Source organism: Acinetobacter variabilis, assembly GCF_000369625.1.
Lineage (GTDB): Bacteria > Pseudomonadota > Gammaproteobacteria > Pseudomonadales > Moraxellaceae > Acinetobacter > Acinetobacter variabilis.
Map to the genome: position 1 here is coordinate 25,882 of NZ_KB850113.1, position 17,105 is coordinate 42,986.

A 17,105-nucleotide genomic window follows, 5' to 3' on the forward strand; every position below is an offset into this window, starting at 1 on the left:
GCTTTGATTATCAAGGCTTTTTAGTGCTTATCTTTGCCAGTCGGCAGTCAGATTTTCCTGTCCCATACGGATCAGATGATCCAGCACTACATTTTCAAGTTTATTCAGGTCAGTGGAATCAGCATTGCTCTGAATCGTTACGGTAAGATGATCTGCCTCGGGTGTCAGACTCACTTCTGCACTTGGAAAATGAATCAGGAAATTTTGTCCGGTTTCATCAATATTAAATTTATTTTTCCAGTGATTGGCCAGGCGTTTGGCAATTCGTGAAGCTTGTTGCGTCTGGATATGGGCAATACTTTTCATCAGTTTTCTACACTATTCATCATTATCCTGTACTTTAAACCAAGCAGTGATGCTGGCATAAGCCTCAAAGCGTTACACAGCGTTTTAATCTTGCAACATCGAATCACAGTAGCCGGAGCGGATTTGATATAATGGGAAAAATCCAATTTCACTTAGCCAGGTCCTTTCATGTCCAAGCCTTATTTAATTGCACCTTCTATTTTGTCTGCCGACTTTGCCCGTTTAGGTGAAGAAGTTGAAAATGTACTTCAGGCCGGTGCAGACGTTGTGCATTTCGACGTTATGGATAATCACTATGTACCCAATTTAACCTTTGGCGCAGGTGTATGTAAGGCATTGAAAAAATATGGTATTCAGGCACCTATTGATGTGCATCTCATGGTGAAACCTGTAGATCGTATGATTGGTGACTTTCTGGAAGCAGGCGCAGATATTATTACGTTTCATCCGGAAGCATCTGATCATATTGACCGTTCTTTACAATTGATCAAATCGGGTGGTGCTAAAGCCGGTCTGGTATTTAATCCAGCGACACCATTGCATTATCTGGATTATGTACTGGATAAGGTTGATCAGGTACTGCTAATGAGTGTGAACCCCGGCTTTGGCGGACAGAAATTCATTCCAATGACTTTGGATAAATTACGTCAAGCACGCAAGATCATTGATGCTTCAGGTCGTGATATCCGTTTAGAAGTAGATGGCGGTGTGGGACCAGCAAATATTCGTGAAATTGCAGAAGCTGGTGCAGATATGTTTGTGGCTGGTTCAGCGATTTTTGGCAAGCCGGATTATAAAGCTGTGATTGATGATATGCGTAGTGAGCTGGCTAAAGTCGGTCAAATTCAACTTTAATCTCTAAAATGTTTAAGGTGTATAAATCTGTGGATAACTTTATGGATAAGTGTGTAGATATCTATGTTGATAACCATATGGATATGTTGCATATTTTGTAATCGTTTGTAGCCTGATTGATTGTATCTTAGACAAAATTTGTATAAAAAGAACTCGACTGGAGTTCTTTTTACCTATGTCAACCCTTGATTTTGGTGATCGTTTATTCATCAAAGGTTAATAATCAAGCCAAACAAAAAGTGATCAATAGGTCTTGGTTATGTGTTTCATTGTGTAAGATCTCCACGCTTTTTTTAAATTTAATTCATGTGCATAACTTAATAATATGGATTTATTCCTTGTTTGTTTTTCTTACTCAAGTCTCTGTAATGTCATAACACGATTTCCCGTGTTTGCGTTCCTTAAGATAGGCTGAAATCTTCAAGTTGTCCTGAGCATTTGAGTAAGACATGGTTAAGTTAATTCTCATTCAGTCAAATTTTGTAAACGGCAGTTTGGTTTTACCGTCTGCTTTATAGAATGCCTGTTTTTTTTAGGGGGAACGACCTCCCTTGTTGATTAAGTTTATTAAATTCAACAAGAAAATTCGTCAGGACGGCCTGACCCTGTTAATTAGGAGGAGGGCAATATGGCCTGGATTATACTTGTATTCGCTGGACTATTTGAGATTGTCTGGGCCTATTCCATGAAGCTCTCAGAGGGTTTTACTAAACTCACACCGAGTATTTTTACGATTGTTTTTATGGTGCTCAGTTTTGTATTACTGGCCTATGCCATGCGTACTTTGCCTTTAGGGACTGCCTATACCATCTGGACGGGCATTGGCGCAGTTGGCTCATTTCTGGTCGGTGTTATAGTTTTAGGTGAACCTGCTTCTGCTATGCGTATGCTGGCTGCGGGGCTGATTATTTCCGGACTTGTTTTGATGAAATTATCCTCCTCCTAAGAGCTGTTGAGCAGTTTTGATTTCGAGTAAAATAAAAACTGGCAAGCTTGATTCTGTAGGAGTAGGGCCATGCAACTCAGTCATATTTATATGGACTCGCCTGTAGGGCAGTTGCAGCTGGTCGCCAATGAAACGGCACTGGTGGCTGTACTCTGGGATTGTGAAAAACCGAATCGGGTCAGGTTGGCAACTCTGGTTGAAGATCCACAGCATCCAGTATTGATAGAAGCTCGGCGTCAGCTTCAGGAATATTTTGCCGGTCAGCGCAATGTTTTTGATTTGCCTTTGGACTTTGCTGGTACAGATTTCCAGAAAAAAGTCTGGCAGGCTTTGCTGAATATTCCTTATGGACAGACCCGAAGTTACCGAGAAATCGCTGAACAGGTCGGTAATGTTAAAGCAGTACGCGCCGTGGGTGCTGCCAATGGTAAAAACCCGATCTCGATTATTGCACCTTGTCATCGGGTGATTGGCAGTAGCGGTAAGTTAGTAGGCTTTGCAGGCGGTCTGGATAAAAAAGAAATTCTGTTAAATATTGAGAGAACCCATTAAGATCAAAATCATAAAATTAATGAAAATTAAAATATGGATCTGTTCGCAACACAAATCTTAGGCCAACTCTGGTCCAGTTTATGGTGGGTTCTTCTACTTTTTATTGGTTCCATCGTATTTAAGTTATTTAAACCATTTTTAAAAGGGAAGCTGGGAGAATTCGCTGTTGCCACGCATGTCAAACTTTATCTGAAAGACCCTGAGTATCAATTATTAAATGATTTGACTCTTCCGGATGGAGACGGAGGAACAACCCAAATTGATCACCTCTTATTAAGTCCTTATGGCCTGTTTGTGATTAAAACCAAAAACTATAAAGGCTGGATCTTTGGTGGCGAGCGACAAAAGACCCGGACGCAAAAACTTTATAAAAATAGCTATAAATTTCAAAATCCGATTCATCAGAATTATAAGCACATCAAAGTTCTGGAGCAGTTGCTAGCTGATATTATCGAGCCAGACCAGCTGCATTCTGTGATTGTATTTATGCCAGATGCGGTATTCAAAACCCCAATGCCAAATTATGTGTTTCGAGGCGCAGGTTGGACAGATTATGTAAAAAGCTTTAATCAGCGAGTTATTTCTGATACCAAGATTAAACGTATCCAGATTCGCTTGGAGAAGGAAGTACTAGAAAAATCCTGGAAAACCAACCGTGAACATGTCGCAAATTTAAACAGGTGGCAATCCGAACAGAAAAGCCTTTGAATCATTCAAAGGATTTTTCTTAATTTTTCGAGGCTTTTAACTTTTCAGTAATTTCAACCAGCTGTTTAATCCGTTTGACCTCATCCCAGAGTACTTTGGCTTCAGGATAATGCTTAGACATCATCCCCAGCCATTGTTTGTAACGGCCGACCATATTCATTTCCTTTTTATAGGAACCATTCAGGAAACGGATTTGCAGTTCAAGCAGCTCATTCCAGGTGATGAGCGGCTCATCAGAATTTTGACGAATACATTGGGTCAGATCAGGTGTAGTGACTGCACCACGGCCAATCATCAGGTCTTCACAGCCTGATTCTAGCTGACATTGCTTCGCATCGGCATTGGTCCAGATTTCACCATTGGCAATGACATTGATTTTTAAGGCTTCACGGATCGGTTGCAGTTGGTCCCAAAAGGCTGGCGGAGTATAGCCATCGGCCTTGGTCCGCGCATGAACAGTGACCCAGGCCGCTCCAGCATCTTCAATGGCATGCGCATTTTCCATCATGAAGTTGCGATCCATATAACCCAGACGCATTTTCGCCGAAACCGGGATATGTGCGGGCACTGCATCACGAACAGCTTTGACCAATTCATAAACGACTTCAGGTTCATCTAGTAGTACTGAACCACCACGGTGACGGTTTACGGTTTTGGCTGGACAGCCGAAATTCATGTCAATTGCAGGCGCGCCCATAGCAGCGACTTTCACTGCATTGGCTGCCAGCATTTCCGGGTTATTTCCCAGAAATTGTACATGCACTGGCGTACCGGTAGCAGTTTTGCCCTCATTATTTAACAGTTCAGGGCAGTAGGTGTGATAGATATGATCTGGCAGCACCGAATCCGTGACACGAATAAACTCGGTTACACACCAGTCGAAGCTCCCGACGGATGTCAGTACATCACGCATAATCGGGTCAGTTAAGCCTTCCATGGGTGCAAGAACAAGTTTCAATGGTCAACACCTGTTAATTCGAAAAACGGTGTTATACGGCTTTTTGGTGGGAAAGTCCAGGCAGTTTAATTTTCATATGAATTGCAGAAAAAGATTAATCCTGAATGAGTACTTATTGAACTTTTGCTATCTAAATAAAAAAACCTTAAATCGGCTGATTTAAGGTCTGGATTTAAATCTTAAAAATCTAAGATTGTCTTAATCGACCAGTTTTTCGAATTTCATACTTTCACGATAATACTGACAGCCTTTATACAGCAGGAATACACCAATTAGGCCGGCTATCGCATTGACGATAGAAATCGAATTACCCACCATTAAGGTATTTTCATAATAACGGTCAGTAATCAGCGCCACCGCAGTTGTACCCACACCGAGTGCAATCAGGTTGGAAATTAGCAGGAATTTTGCTGATACCTGAGAGCGCAACTGGTTCGGTGTCAGCATCTGGGTAGCAGCGGCTGATGCCGGAATCGGAAAGGTGGAAAAGAACATCGCGACAAAGATCAATGCGAATGAAAACTGCATATTGTCGACCTGAGTAAATAGCACACTTGGAATGATCAGGGCAGCACAGCCAATTGCACCGGCACGGATCGCTGCATCGCTATAGCCACGTTTAGAAAAGAAGTCGATGAGCCAGCCACAGAATAGAGCACCTGAAGTATTTGCGACAAGAATAATACTTCCAAGGATATATCCGGTCTGGCTTGCATCCAGGCCAAAGTGACGCATGTAGTAGGCCGGTGCCCAGCCGAGCAGGGAATACAGCATCATGGTGTAGAAAGAGAAGCCAATAAAATGACAGAAGAAAGTTTTTTTATGGGTTTTGATAAAACCCATAGAATTTTTAAAAGATGCTTTAACTGCGACACCATTGGCATCCATTTTGAGGCCTTTACGTTCTGGTTCACGTACGGTCAGAATCATCATTAAGGCCAGTAATACACCCGGTAAACCGACAATCATAAAGGTCAGTTGCCAGGTTTTGATCTCACCAATTACCGGTAAAGTAATGAAGCTGACATCCTTGAGCAGACCAATCACATAGCCACCGATTAGGAACGCCAGTCCTGAACCGATAAAAGCGCCAATAGCATATACGCCTAGCGCACGGCCCAGTTTATGTTTAGGAAACAGATCTGCCACGATTGAGTAAAAAGCAGGAGAAAGTGCGGCTTCACCTGCACCGACACTGAGGCGAGCTAGGAACATCTGGATAAAGTTTTTGCTTAGGCCGCAGGCTGCAGTTGCCAGACTCCAGAAAGCGATCCCGACCGAAATAATTTTCACACGGGATTTTTTATCGGCTAGTGCGGCAATTGGTACGCCCATAAATGCATAGAACAGAGAAAAGGCCAGCCCTTGTAACAGGCTGAACTGGGTATCACTCAGCATTAGGTCAGCCTTAATCGGTTCAATCATCAGGGATAAAATCTGACGGTCTACGAAAGACAGAATATAGGCCACCATACAGATGATCACGACATACCATTGATAGCTGCTACGTTCTGAAGCTGCTGGTGGAATTTCTGTAGCTACCTGTTCAGGGATAGGCGTAGTAATTTTTAGATGAGAATCGAGTGGTTGGACGTCATTGTCAACCTTGTCTATGACCAATGTTTTTTCATTCATCATGCAACATCCTGTGCAAGTTATAGTGATTGGTTTATTTGATACATATTTAATTATTTTTATTTTTTACATGTATCAATTAGTCTAATCTAGGAGTAATTTGCATAGCCGTCAATATGTCTGGATTAAAAAGATACAATTATTTTTAAATAAATAAAAAAGGGAATCAAATAGACTCCCTTTTTGCTTTAAGTGTCTAAAAATAGTGCTTAAGCGGCTTTTTCTACGAGAGTCAGAATGTCATAAGTCGCGACCAGTTCATTGCGCTGGTTTTTCACTTTGATGTCCCAGACCACAACACCATGCGGTTTTTGCTCATCACGCAGTGGTTTTGGTGTTTTCTGCTTGCAGGTCAGTTCTACCTGAATGGTATCACCAATTTTCACAGGTTCTACGAAGCGCAGGTTATCCATACCGTAGTTGGCAATGACAGGACCTGGAGCAGCATCAACAAACAGGCCAGCAGCGGCAGAAACAATGAAGTAACCATGTGCGACACGTTCACCGAACAAGGATTCTGCAGCCGCAATCTTGTCCATATGTGCATAGAAGTAATCACCACTTAAACCACCAAAGTTGACAATATCAGCTTCAGTAATGGTACGGCGTGCAGTCAGCAGGCGCTCACCGATCCGCAGTTCGTCGAAAGATTTCTTGAATGGATGCACACGGTCTTCAAATACCTCCGCACCCGCGGTCCAGCTATGACCGACCTGAGTCAGCGCATTTGGTGAGCCTTGAATAGCAGTACGCTGCATATAGTGTTTCACTGCACGCAGGCCGCCGAGTTCCTCACCACCGCCAGCACGCCCCGGACCACCATGCACTAACAATGGGAGTGGTGAACCATGACCGGTACTTTCCTTGGCGCTCTCACGGTCCAGAATATGCACACGACCATGCCAAGGCGCGATCTTGCTGAGTAGCTGTTCAATATTTTCATCATGGTTACGCACAATTGAAGCAACCAGACTTCCTTCACCACGAGCTACTAATGTTGCCAGTTGTGACAGGTCACTATACGGCATCAGTGTAACCACTGGGCCAAAGGCTTCGATATTGTGAATCTGCTGGGCCTGAACTGGATCTTTACATAACAGCACTGTTGGCGGATAGAAAGCAGATTTTTCTGGGTGTGCGACCTGGATGCTAAAATCCTGGCGTAGGTGGCTACCCATGATGATTTCAGCTTCCTGTGCCAGTTGTTCTACCTTAGCAGCAACATCATGCTTCTGTTTAACGCTGGCCAGAGCACCCATGGTTACGCCGTCCTGTGCAGGATCACCGATGACTACTTTCTGTAGTTTTTCAGTCAGGCGCCGCTGTACAGTATCGAGTAATGCTGCTGGCACAAAGGCACGACGAATTGCAGTACATTTTTGTCCGGCCTTGGTCGTCATTTCACGGAAGACTTCACGCACAAACAAGTCAATGGTTTCATCGTTGGCTTGCTGGGTCAGGATGGCGCTGTTCACCGAATCGGCTTCCATGCTGAATGGAATGGAGTGGGCATTCAGGTGTGGATGTGCACGTAGTTTCTGGCCGGTAGCAGCCGAACCTGTGAAGGTTACTGTATCCTGTGCATTCAGGTGATCAAACAGGTTGTAAGTCTGTCCGCAGATCAGCTGCAGAGCACCTTCTGGCAGTAAATTACTGGCTAAAATGTCTTTAACCACTGCATGTGTCAGTTCTGCGCCTTCTGTTGCCGGTTTAACAATACATGGCACGCCGGCTAGTAGAGTCGGTGCAATTTTTTCCAGCATGCCCCAGATTGGAAAGTTAAATGCATTGATATGCACTGCTACACCGGCTTTTGGGCTCAGGATGTGTTTGGCACCAAAGCTGCCCTGTTTGGATAATGGAATCCAGGCATCTTCAACCAGTGTAGTTTCATCGCTGAGTTCACGGCGAACCAGACTTGAATAGGCAAACAGGGTGCCAATCCCACCTTCAATATCAATCCAGGCATCTTTGCGGGTACAGCCGGTTGCAGCTGCCAGGCAGTAATAATCTTCCTTACGTTCCAGTAAATATTGTGCCACCTGTTTCAGGGCATTGGCACGCTGGTGGAAAGTCCAGTGGGCAATGGCAGCACCTTTCTGTTTGGCATATTGCACTACGTTATGCATGTCGATGCCGTGGCTACTGACTTGGTAAATCGCTTCACCGCTAATGGCGTGATAGACCGTACGTAAGTCATTTTGTGCGCTATGTTCACCGCCTAAAGCCAGTGAACTCAATACTTTAACTTTAGTTGAATAATGCGCCTGTGTGTCGTCCTGAAGATCCGTGTTCTGGGTAGTGCTGTCCAGTTCCAACATTGTATAACTCCATTTATGATACGTTGTTGAGTTTGTTTTTACTTTTGATGTTTCATAAACTGCAATCTAAAAGCTTAAATGTCAATCATAATCGATGATTAAAAAAGTAAACTTCATGTAATAAAAAAAATAAAAATAATATAAACAATAACTTAGAGTAAAATGCTTTTTAAAAATATATGATACTAAAAAAATAGTATTGATTTTATATTTGTATCGTTTTAATTTGAGTGTATCAGCACTTGGGATAAGTGAAACAAACATGAATAAGCAACAACAAACATTCGATCAGAAGATAGAGCAGGACATTTCTATTGAAGCGAAGGACTGGATGCCGGATGCCTATAGAAAGACCCTGATCCGCCAGATTGGCCAGCATGGGCATTCAGAAGTGATTGGCATGCTGCCAGAAGGTAACTGGATTACCCGCGCACCGACTTTGAAACGTAAAGCGGTATTGCTGGCTAAAGTGCAAGATGAAGCAGGACATGGCCTGTACCTCTACAGTGCAGCAGAAACGCTTGGTGCAGACCGTGATGATATGATGGAAAAGCTAATTGCTGGCCGCATGAAATATTCATCCATTTTTAACTATCCAACCCTGACCTGGGCAGATGTAGCGGCGATTGGCTGGCTGGTAGATGGGGCGGCAATCGTCAATCAGGTGGCACTGTGTCGTACATCTTATGGTCCTTATGCACGTGCCATGGTGCGTATCTGTAAAGAAGAAAGTTTCCACCAGCGTCAAGGCTTTGAGGCCATGATGCAACTGGCACAAGGTACGCCAGAACAGAAACAGATGGCACAGGATGCAGTGAACCGTTTCTGGTGGCCGGCACTGATGATGTTTGGTCCAAGTGATGGCAATTCTCCAAACAGTGCTCAAAGCATGCAGTGGAAAATCAAATTATTCAGTAATGATGCATTGCGTCAGAAATTCGTCGACAACACCGTACCGCAAGTATTGCAGCTTGGCCTGACTGTGCCGGACCCAGATCTGAAGTTTAATGAAGAAACAGGCCACTATGAATTTGGCGAAGTGAACTGGGATGAATTCTTCGATGTGCTGGCAGGTAAAGGTCCATGTAACCATGAACGTATCGAAGCGCGTCGCAAGGCTTGGGAAGATGGCAAATGGGTACGTGAATCAGCAGCAGTTTATGCCAGCAAGCAACAGCAGCAGTTAGACAACAGAAAAATTGCCTAAGGCAACGGAATAGCACAAGGATATGCAAATGAACAAGAATAACTGGTCTTTATACGAAGTATTTATTCGCAGCAAACAGGGTCTGAGCCACCGCCATGTCGGCAGCCTGCGCGCTCCTGATGATGAAATTGCCCTGCAAAATGCCCGTGACGTCTATACCCGCCGCAATGAAGGGATAAGTATCTGGGTAGTGAAATCTGAACTGATTACCTCATCTCAACCAGATGAAAAACCAGAGTTTTTTGATCCTTCACTGAACAAGGTCTACCGTCATCCGACCTTCTATCACATTCCAGATGGCATCGAGCACATGTAAGGTGGAGGGCAGAGCAATGACGAATCAGGTATTAGCACAATTTTTACTACATGTTGGCGACAGCCAGCTCATCCTTTCACACCGTCTGGCAGAGTGGTGCGGTCATGCACCGGAGCTGGAACTGGATATTGCACTGGCAAATATCGGCTTGGATTTACTGGGTCAGGCACGTACAGCACTGAGTCTTGCCGGTGAAATTGAAGGACTGGGCCGTGATGAAGACAAACTGGCTTATTTCCGTACCGAGCGTGAATACCGCAATTTGCTGTTGAGTGAACAGCCAAATGGTGACTTTGGTCAAACCATCGTGCGTCAGTGGTTGATGGATCATTACCATGCTTTGCTGTTTGCAGCACTCAGCAATAGTAGGAATGAAAACATTTCTTCATTCGCCATCAAGTCGCTGAAAGAGGTGAAATACCATTTGCGTTTTTCAACCTCATGGATGGAACGCCTGAGCTTAGGTACGGCAGAAGCACATGAAAAAATCCAGAATGGTCTGAACCAGCTATGGCGCTTTACTGAAGAGCTGTTCAGTCTGACTGCAGATGAGCGTCAGCTGGTTGATGCTTACCTGATTCCTGATCTGGAACTGCTGAAACCGAAATGGCTGGAAACCATATCTGCCGAGTTGCAACGTTTTGAACTGAGCTTGCCAGAAAGTGGTGCTTACCGTAGTGGCGCCAAGCAGGGACTACATACCGAACATCTGGGTTATGTACTGGCGGAACTGCAATATATGCAGCGCAGCTATCCAAGTATGAACTGGTAAATCCAACACATCACAGGGAGTGAGTGGCATGAATCTGATCAGACATGTAGAAGATCAATGCTGGGATATCCTGGCACAGGTTTCCGATCCGGAAATTCCGGTCCTGTCGGTCCTTGACCTGGGCATGATTCGCGGGGTGGAGATCAACCCGCAGGATGAAATCATCGTCCGATTGACCCCCACCTATAGTGGCTGTCCGGCAACCGATCTGCTTAAGGCGGAAATCACCCAGGCATTTGCAGCACATGAGCTGACGCCGGTCAAAGTTGTGGTCGATCTGTCAGAAGCATGGACCACCGACTGGATGAGTGAGGAAGGCAAACAGAAACTGCAGCAATATGGCATTGCCCCGCCCAAAGGTGGTTCAAACAGCTGCGGTACCCATGTCGCACTCAGCGATGGCATCCAGTGTCCACATTGTCATAGCCAGCACACCCGATTACTCAGTGAATTCAGTTCAACCGCTTGCAAGGCGCTGTACAAATGTCAGGAATGCCTGGAGCCGTTTGACTATTTTAAATGTATTTAAGGGCTTAAGCGCACAAGCCATAACAATAAAGCGTGAGATCGCCACAGCTCAAGAAGGATTTTGAAATGAGCCAGTTTATTCCGTTAACCATCAAATCGATTCAGCCTCAGACTGAACAGGCAATTTGCATTGCTTTTGAACTGAGTCCAGAACATGCCGATAGTTTTCAGTATCAGCCGGGCCAACACCTGACCATCCGTCACATGGCAGAACAGGGAGAATTGCGTCGTTGCTATTCGATCTGTAGTGATACTGATGAAGACATGAGTATCGCGATCAAGAAAATTGATCAGGGCCAGTTCTCGACCTGGGCCAATGAAAACCTGAAAGTCGGCGATGTACTAGAAGTGATGCCACCACAAGGTGTGTTTTTCCAGAAAGCGGCCAAGGCTGGTGGCAAACACTATCTGGGCTTTGCTGCAGGCAGTGGCATTACACCAATTTTGTCTATTGTCAAAGCAGTATTGAGCCGTCAGCAAGATGCCACTTTTACACTGGTTTATGGTAACCGTTCCTGGAAACAGACCATGTTCTCTGAACAGATCATGGATCTGAAAGACCGCTTTAAAGAGCGTCTGCAACTGATCAACATTTTCTCGCGTGAGCTGAATGATAGCGAGATTTTCAATGGCCGTATTGATGCAGAAAAATTGCAGCAGTTGTTTCAGGCGGGCCTGCTTCCAGCAGAAACCGATCATTGCTTCGCCTGTGGTCCTGAAGAAATGATGAATGCGGTAGAAACCGTGTTGCCAACCCTCGGGATCGAACGCAGCAAAATTCACACGGAACGCTTCAATACCGGTACTGCACCAAAAGCATCTGCACAGCAGATCGAAAGCCGTACCGAGGAAAAGGTCAACATCATTCTGGATGGCCGTGAGCTGATCATTGAAGTGTCCAAACAGGATGACAGCATTCTGGATGCGGCTTTACGTGCTGGAGCAGATCTACCTTATGCCTGCAAGGGCGGGGTATGCGCAACCTGTAAATGTAAGGTGCTGCAAGGTGAAGTGGAAATGGCGATCAACTATAGCTTGGAAGAAGAAGAAATCCAGAAAGGTTATGTGCTGAGCTGCCAGGCGCGTCCAACCACTCAAAATGTTCGTCTCAGTTTCGACGAGTAAAGATTTTAAATTAAGCACCATGCAGATAAATGCATGAACGAAATAGAAACTTAAAAGGTGTGTAATGGATTACCAAACAATTATTGTTGAAGAAAAAAATGCAGTGGGCTACCTGACTTTTAATCGTCCAAAACAGCTCAACAGTTTTAATGAAACCATGCATCAGGAAGTATCTTCTGTCGTAAAACGCTGGGCGCAAGATTCAGCAATTCGCGCTGTAGTGATTTCTGCAGAAGGTCGTGGTTTCTGTGCCGGTCAGGACCTGAATGATCGTGTGGTTGATCCAAATGCTGATGCGCCAGATCTCGGGCTATCGATTGAAAAATACTACAACCCGCTGATTAAACTGATTGCTGAAATGCCAAAACCGGTAATCTGTGCCGTGAATGGCGTGGCAGCGGGTGCAGGTGCCAATATTGCACTGGCTTGTGACATCGTGGTAGCTGCCAAATCTGCTTCATTTATTCAGGCTTTTTGCCGTCTCGGTCTGGTGCCAGATTCAGGGGGTACCTGGTTCCTGCCACGTCTGGTTGGCCGTGCTCAAGCGATGGGTCTTGCGATGTTGGGTGACAAAATCTCGGCTGAACGTGCGCTGCAACTCGGCATGATCTGGCAGGTAGTTGAAGATGATCAGTTAAAAGCAGAAGCTGAAAAAATGGCTGAACATCTGGCGACTCAGCCGACTTATGGTCTATCCCTGATTAAGAAAGCGATTCATGCCGCCGCAGACAATAATCTGGATGAACAACTGATTCTGGAGCGCGATCTGCAACGTCTGGCGGGCCGTTCTAGTGATTATCGTGAGGGCGTTCAGGCCTTTATGCAAAAACGAACACCACAATATAAGGGCTGCTAAATCTGCCGGAGATGGATTTGATTCGGCTCAAAGTTGTGCGATTTTTTCCTTTCAGTTATCGCTTAGCAACTTGGTCGAGTTGAACTATTCCTGACGGGTATGAATATGATACCTATTTGGTCTGATGGTTAGTTAGGTCTTATGTTATATGTAGTGGTACCTTGATAGTAAATGAAATCTGAAAAATATAGATTTATGCACTATTTTCTACTCAAGATATTGATCTATTAATTTTTTTTATTTTATTTATTCAGATAAATAATTTGAATGAGTAAATAGAATTTAATATGGCACAAATTTAAAAATATTAAAAAATATGTATCGTATTTTTGGTGAAGAGTGATACATCCTAGTATATATTGAACTAATTAGACAGCGCTAGGACAGGCGCAACAAGGATCGCCAACAGACTAAGGGATGGCCAGCTAAGGAACAAGAACGATGGAACATGCTTATATTTTTGACGGTATTCGTACCCCAATTGGTCGTTATGCAGGTGATTTGAGTAGTATTCGTGCCGATGACCTTGCTGCTTTACCGATCCAGTATTTAAAACAGCAGCATCCTAATCTGCCGTGGGCAGAAGTTGATGAGGTAATTTTAGGCTGTGCCAATCAGGCCGGTGAAGATAATCGTAATGTCGCGCGTATGGCAGCACTTTTAGCGGGCCTGCCGGAAAGTGTGCCTGCCATTACTGTAAATCGTCTCTGTGCTTCCGGTCTGGATGCTGTCGGTCTGGCAGCACGTGCAATTAAATCGGGTGAAGCGCAATTTGTAGTGGCCGGTGGGGTAGAATCCATGAGCCGTGCGCCATTTGTACAATCCAAGCCAACCACAGCATTTAGCCGTACTCCGGAAATTTATGACACCACTATTGGCTGGCGTTTTATCAATCCAAAATTCAAGGCAGGTTTCGGCGTAGATAGCATGCCGGAAACGGCAGAAAACGTAGCTGAAAAATATCAGATTAATCGTGAAGATCAGGATCTGTTTGCTTATCGCAGCCAGCAAAAAACTGCACAGGCACAGCAGAATGGTATTTTTCAGGCAGAAATTCTGCCAGTAGAAATCAAAGGTGCTACTCAGGTGATTGTTGAAGATGAGCATCCACGTGCCGATACTACTTTAGAAAAATTGGCTTCTTTAAAAGCACCATTTCGCAAGGAAGGTGGTTCGGTAACTGCGGGTAATGCGTCTGGTGTCAATGACGGTGCAGCCTGTGTGCTACTGGGTAATAAATATTTCGCAGAACAATATGGGCTGAAACCGCTAGCACGGGTGGTAGGAATCGCCAGTGCAGGAGTAGAACCACGTTATATGGGTATCGGTCCAGTGCCCGCAGTGCAGAAAGTATTAAAACAGACAAACTTAAGTCTAGAACAGATGGATGTGATCGAACTAAATGAAGCCTTTGCCGCACAGGCGCTTGCAGTGCTACGTGAGCTAGGACTTCAGGATGACGATCCACGAGTCAATCCAAACGGTGGTGCTATTGCTCTTGGCCATCCGCTGGGTATGAGCGGCACCCGTCTGGTGATTACTGCCATGCATGAACTGAAACGCCGTAAAGGCAAATATGCACTCTGCACCATGTGTGTCGGTGTCGGTCAAGGTGTTGCACTGGTTTTAGAAAATATGGATTAAACACATCATTCAATCAATGAATTAAACCGTGGTCAGGAAGACTGCGTCAGGAGTAAGAATATGAATAACAATGCAATGGAAAAAATTGAAAAAGTATCGGTTGATGAGTTACGCAGTGTTCAGCTAAAGCGTATGAAAAAGATGTTGCAACATGCTTATCAGAATAGCCCGGTTTATAAAAAGAAATTCGATGATGCTGGCGTGCATCCAGACGATTTTAACTCTCTGGAAGACCTGGCCAAATTCCCGTTCACCACCAAGCAGGATCTTCGCGAAAACTATCCATTTGGCATGTTTGCTGTGCCTCAGGAGCAGATTGTCCGTGTACATGCTTCTTCAGGGACCACAGGTCAGCCGACTGTAGTCGGTTATACCCAGAATGACATTAACACTTGGTCAGATGTGGTGGCACGCTCGTTACGCGCAGCCGGACTCAGCAGTAAAGATACGATTCAGGTATCTTATGGATACGGCCTGTTTACTGGCGGGTTGGGTGCACATTATGGGGTAGAACGTCTGGGTGCCACCGTAATCCCGATGTCAGGTGGTCAGACCGACAAGCAGGCCCAGCTGATTCATGATTTCAAGCCAACGGCTTTAATGGTCACGCCATCTTACTGTCTGAATATTATTGAGTGTCTGGAGAAAAAATTCGGGACTGCCAAGGATTGTTCGATCAAGACCGGGATCTTTGGTGCAGAGCCATGGACCAATGAAATGCGCCGTGAAATCGAAGAACGTCTGGGTATTGATGCACTGGATATTTATGGCCTGTCTGAAGTGATGGGGCCGGGTGTAGCGATGGAATGTCTGGAATCTAAAGATGGTCCTACCATTTGGGAAGATCACTTCTATCCTGAAATTATCCATCCGGAAACTGGTGAAGTATTACCTGATGGTGAGCTGGGTGAACTGGTATTTACCACCATTACTAAAGAGGGTATGCCGGTGATTCGTTACCGTACCCGTGATCTGACACGCTTATTGCCTGGTACAGCACGTACCATGCGTCGTATGGACAAGATTGTAGGTCGCAGTGATGACATGATGATTATTCGTGGTGTGAATGTGTTCCCATCACAAATTGAAGAGCAAATCCTGCATATTCCGCAGCTTATTCCAAATTATCAGATTCAGATTTGTAAACAGGGTCATCTGGATACATTGCATATTCGTACCGAAATGCGTAAAGATAATGCTATAAATATGACACACCAATTGGCAAATCAGCTGAAAGTACAAATCAAGACCATGGTCGGGATTAGTGTCAGTGTGGAAGTTTTACCGGAAGGTAGCTTGCCACGTTCTGAAGGTAAGGCTCAGCGGGTGTTTGATATCCGAAAGTCCGCTTAAATACGTCTGGATGACAGGCTCAGGTCTGTCATCCGGCTTTGACAAGGTAAATTGAACGTAATGAATCCGAAATTAAAACAAGTAATTGATGATTTCATTCAGAATGAGACCCTCAGTGGAACCTCATTGGTAATGACGATTTTTGGTGACAGCATTTATCACCGTGGGGGAGTCATTAGTCTTGCCAGCCTGATTCAGCTGATGGATGTATTTGGCTTCAATGAGCGTTCTGTGCGTACCGCCGTATTCCGTCTGGTACAAAATGGCTGGCTGAGTTCAGAAAAGATTGGCCGCACCAGTTATTACCGGATTACCGAAAGCAGCCGTCAGCGTTTTATTACCGCAGACCAGAAAATTTATAGTTTCCAGCATAATGAATGGGATCAGAAATGGGATCTGGTTCTGCTCAGTTCAGTTGAACTAGAAAATAAACAAACGCTAAAAAAAGAACTGGAATGGTTAGGCTTTGCCAATATCGCGACCAATGTCATGGCCTATCCGGGGTGTGATCAGCAGAAACTGCAAAACCTGTTACTGAATAACAAGATGACCGATCAGGTCGTAGTGTTTCGTGCTGAAACTTTACAGCTCTGGCAGGAATCTTATCCAACCATTAAACGCATGGTTGAAACCAATTGGCCAATTCCTGAACTGCATCAGCGTTATGAAAAATTTATTAGCGATTTCCGCGAGTTTTTCTATCTGGTGGAAAATGAAGAGGAACTGGATCCGGTACAAGCCTTCCAGATTCGTATCCTGTTGATCCATCAATATCGCCGTATTTTACTAAAAGACCCGAATCTGCCATTTGAACTGTTGCCAACAGACTGGTTGTCACTGATTGCGCGCAACCTGAGTACCAATCTATATCAGACAGTATTTGCAGCAGGAGATGAGTTTTTCCTGGAAACTGCCCGGACAGCGGAAGGTCTTATGCCACCTGCACATCCACAATTTTATAAACGTTTTGGTGGCTTAAAGCAGCCGGAATTGACTTTTTGATATTTAAAAGATCATGAACCT

17 protein-coding genes are annotated in these 17,105 nt (G+C 44.7%); 13 read left to right on the forward strand and 4 right to left on the reverse strand.

Features of this window, described 5'->3' with window-relative positions; all coding sequences use genetic code 11:
- Positions 1-27: 27 nt before the first annotated feature.
- A complete protein-coding gene (locus tag F897_RS05870; RefSeq protein WP_005234191.1) occupies positions 28-306 on the reverse strand; it encodes a DUF2218 domain-containing protein in 279 nt (92 codons plus the stop codon).
- A 168-nt stretch (positions 307-474) separates the two neighbouring features.
- Here F897_RS05870 and rpe point away from each other — a divergent pair, with 168 nt between their 5' ends.
- From rpe to F897_RS05890, 4 genes are all read left to right on the forward strand, one after another.
- A complete protein-coding gene (gene rpe / locus F897_RS05875; RefSeq protein ID WP_005234194.1) occupies positions 475-1,161 on the forward strand; it encodes a ribulose-phosphate 3-epimerase in 687 nt (228 codons plus the stop codon).
- 628 nt (positions 1,162-1,789) lie between these two features.
- Positions 1,790-2,107, forward strand: coding sequence for a quaternary ammonium compound efflux SMR transporter SugE (gene sugE / locus F897_RS05880; protein ID WP_005234210.1), 318 nt, complete (start codon positions 1,790-1,792; stop codon positions 2,105-2,107).
- Between the two features lie 69 nt (positions 2,108-2,176).
- A complete protein-coding gene (locus F897_RS05885; RefSeq protein ID WP_005234212.1) occupies positions 2,177-2,659 on the forward strand; it encodes a methylated-DNA--[protein]-cysteine S-methyltransferase in 483 nt (160 codons plus the stop codon).
- A 33-nt stretch (positions 2,660-2,692) separates the two neighbouring features.
- Positions 2,693-3,367, forward strand: a complete 675-nt coding sequence (locus F897_RS05890) for a nuclease-related domain-containing protein (RefSeq protein ID WP_005234214.1) — start codon at positions 2,693-2,695, stop codon at positions 3,365-3,367.
- A 19-nt stretch (positions 3,368-3,386) separates the two neighbouring features.
- Here the strand turns inward: F897_RS05890 and F897_RS05895 are convergent, their stop codons facing one another.
- The 3 genes from F897_RS05895 to paaZ all read right to left on the reverse strand — a co-directional run bounded on the left by F897_RS05895 (position 3,387) and on the right by paaZ (position 8,281).
- The gene (locus F897_RS05895) at positions 3,387-4,325 is read right to left on the reverse strand and encodes a tRNA dihydrouridine synthase (RefSeq protein ID WP_005234215.1); all 939 of its coding nucleotides are present in this window, start codon (positions 4,323-4,325) and stop codon (positions 3,387-3,389) included.
- Between the two features lie 198 nt (positions 4,326-4,523).
- Positions 4,524-5,963 (reverse strand): spinster family MFS transporter, encoded by a 1,440-nt coding sequence (locus tag F897_RS05900; RefSeq protein WP_005234216.1) that lies wholly within the window; start codon positions 5,961-5,963, stop codon positions 4,524-4,526.
- Between the two features lie 206 nt (positions 5,964-6,169).
- Positions 6,170-8,281 carry a phenylacetic acid degradation bifunctional protein PaaZ gene (gene paaZ, locus F897_RS05905; protein WP_005234217.1) on the reverse strand — a complete coding sequence of 704 codons (2,112 nt, stop codon included), beginning with the start codon at positions 8,279-8,281 and terminating at the stop codon, positions 6,170-6,172.
- 262 nt (positions 8,282-8,543) lie between these two features.
- Between paaZ and paaA the strand changes: the two genes are divergently transcribed.
- From paaA to paaX, 9 genes are all read left to right on the forward strand, one after another.
- Complete coding sequence (paaA, locus tag F897_RS05910) at positions 8,544-9,488, forward strand: 1,2-phenylacetyl-CoA epoxidase subunit PaaA (RefSeq protein WP_005234218.1); 945 nt, start codon at positions 8,544-8,546, stop codon at positions 9,486-9,488.
- Between the two features lie 28 nt (positions 9,489-9,516).
- Positions 9,517-9,804 (forward strand): 1,2-phenylacetyl-CoA epoxidase subunit PaaB, encoded by a 288-nt coding sequence (gene paaB / locus F897_RS05915; protein WP_005234219.1) that lies wholly within the window; start codon positions 9,517-9,519, stop codon positions 9,802-9,804.
- Positions 9,805-9,820: 16 nt separating this feature from the next.
- Entirely contained in the window at positions 9,821-10,576 is a 756-nt protein-coding gene (gene paaC / locus F897_RS05920; protein WP_005234220.1) for a 1,2-phenylacetyl-CoA epoxidase subunit PaaC, read from the forward strand.
- A gap of 28 nt (positions 10,577-10,604) precedes the next feature.
- A complete protein-coding gene (paaD, locus tag F897_RS05925) occupies positions 10,605-11,105 on the forward strand; it encodes a 1,2-phenylacetyl-CoA epoxidase subunit PaaD (protein WP_005234222.1) in 501 nt (166 codons plus the stop codon).
- A gap of 65 nt (positions 11,106-11,170) precedes the next feature.
- Positions 11,171-12,229: a 1,2-phenylacetyl-CoA epoxidase subunit PaaE gene (gene paaE / locus F897_RS05930; protein WP_005234225.1), complete on the forward strand. Its 1,059-nt coding sequence runs from the start codon at positions 11,171-11,173 to the stop codon at positions 12,227-12,229.
- A 64-nt stretch (positions 12,230-12,293) separates the two neighbouring features.
- Positions 12,294-13,085 carry a 2-(1,2-epoxy-1,2-dihydrophenyl)acetyl-CoA isomerase PaaG gene (paaG, locus tag F897_RS05935; RefSeq protein ID WP_005234227.1) on the forward strand — a complete coding sequence of 264 codons (792 nt, stop codon included), beginning with the start codon at positions 12,294-12,296 and terminating at the stop codon, positions 13,083-13,085.
- A 441-nt stretch (positions 13,086-13,526) separates the two neighbouring features.
- Positions 13,527-14,729, forward strand: coding sequence for a 3-oxoadipyl-CoA thiolase (gene pcaF / locus F897_RS05940; protein ID WP_005234228.1), 1,203 nt, complete (start codon positions 13,527-13,529; stop codon positions 14,727-14,729).
- 60 nt (positions 14,730-14,789) lie between these two features.
- A complete protein-coding gene (gene paaK, locus F897_RS05945; RefSeq protein ID WP_005234230.1) occupies positions 14,790-16,082 on the forward strand; it encodes a phenylacetate--CoA ligase PaaK in 1,293 nt (430 codons plus the stop codon).
- Positions 16,083-16,142: 60 nt separating this feature from the next.
- Positions 16,143-17,084 carry a phenylacetic acid degradation operon negative regulatory protein PaaX gene (gene paaX, locus F897_RS05950; RefSeq protein WP_005234232.1) on the forward strand — a complete coding sequence of 314 codons (942 nt, stop codon included), beginning with the start codon at positions 16,143-16,145 and terminating at the stop codon, positions 17,082-17,084.
- The last annotated feature ends 21 nt before the right edge of the window (positions 17,085-17,105 follow it).

Coding starts and splice junctions, on each gene's coding strand:
- paaG (WP_005234227.1), top strand. CDS start 12,294: ATGGATTACCAAACAATTATTGTTGAAGAAAAAAATGCAGTGGGCTAC.
- paaK (WP_005234230.1), top strand. CDS start 14,790: ATGAATAACAATGCAATGGAAAAAATTGAAAAAGTATCGGTTGATGAG.
- pcaF (WP_005234228.1), top strand. CDS start 13,527: ATGGAACATGCTTATATTTTTGACGGTATTCGTACCCCAATTGGTCGT.
- paaZ (WP_005234217.1), bottom strand. CDS start 8,281: ATGTTGGAACTGGACAGCACTACCCAGAACACGGATCTTCAGGACGAC.
- F897_RS05870 (WP_005234191.1), bottom strand. CDS start 306: ATGAAAAGTATTGCCCATATCCAGACGCAACAAGCTTCACGAATTGCC.
- paaD (WP_005234222.1), top strand. CDS start 10,605: ATGAATCTGATCAGACATGTAGAAGATCAATGCTGGGATATCCTGGCA.
- F897_RS05900 (WP_005234216.1), bottom strand. CDS start 5,963: ATGATGAATGAAAAAACATTGGTCATAGACAAGGTTGACAATGACGTC.
- paaB (WP_005234219.1), top strand. CDS start 9,517: ATGAACAAGAATAACTGGTCTTTATACGAAGTATTTATTCGCAGCAAA.
- F897_RS05885 (WP_005234212.1), top strand. CDS start 2,177: ATGCAACTCAGTCATATTTATATGGACTCGCCTGTAGGGCAGTTGCAG.
- rpe (WP_005234194.1), top strand. CDS start 475: ATGTCCAAGCCTTATTTAATTGCACCTTCTATTTTGTCTGCCGACTTT.
- paaA (WP_005234218.1), top strand. CDS start 8,544: ATGAATAAGCAACAACAAACATTCGATCAGAAGATAGAGCAGGACATT.
- sugE (WP_005234210.1), top strand. CDS start 1,790: ATGGCCTGGATTATACTTGTATTCGCTGGACTATTTGAGATTGTCTGG.
- paaX (WP_005234232.1), top strand. CDS start 16,143: ATGAATCCGAAATTAAAACAAGTAATTGATGATTTCATTCAGAATGAG.
- F897_RS05890 (WP_005234214.1), top strand. CDS start 2,693: ATGGATCTGTTCGCAACACAAATCTTAGGCCAACTCTGGTCCAGTTTA.
- paaE (WP_005234225.1), top strand. CDS start 11,171: ATGAGCCAGTTTATTCCGTTAACCATCAAATCGATTCAGCCTCAGACT.
- paaC (WP_005234220.1), top strand. CDS start 9,821: ATGACGAATCAGGTATTAGCACAATTTTTACTACATGTTGGCGACAGC.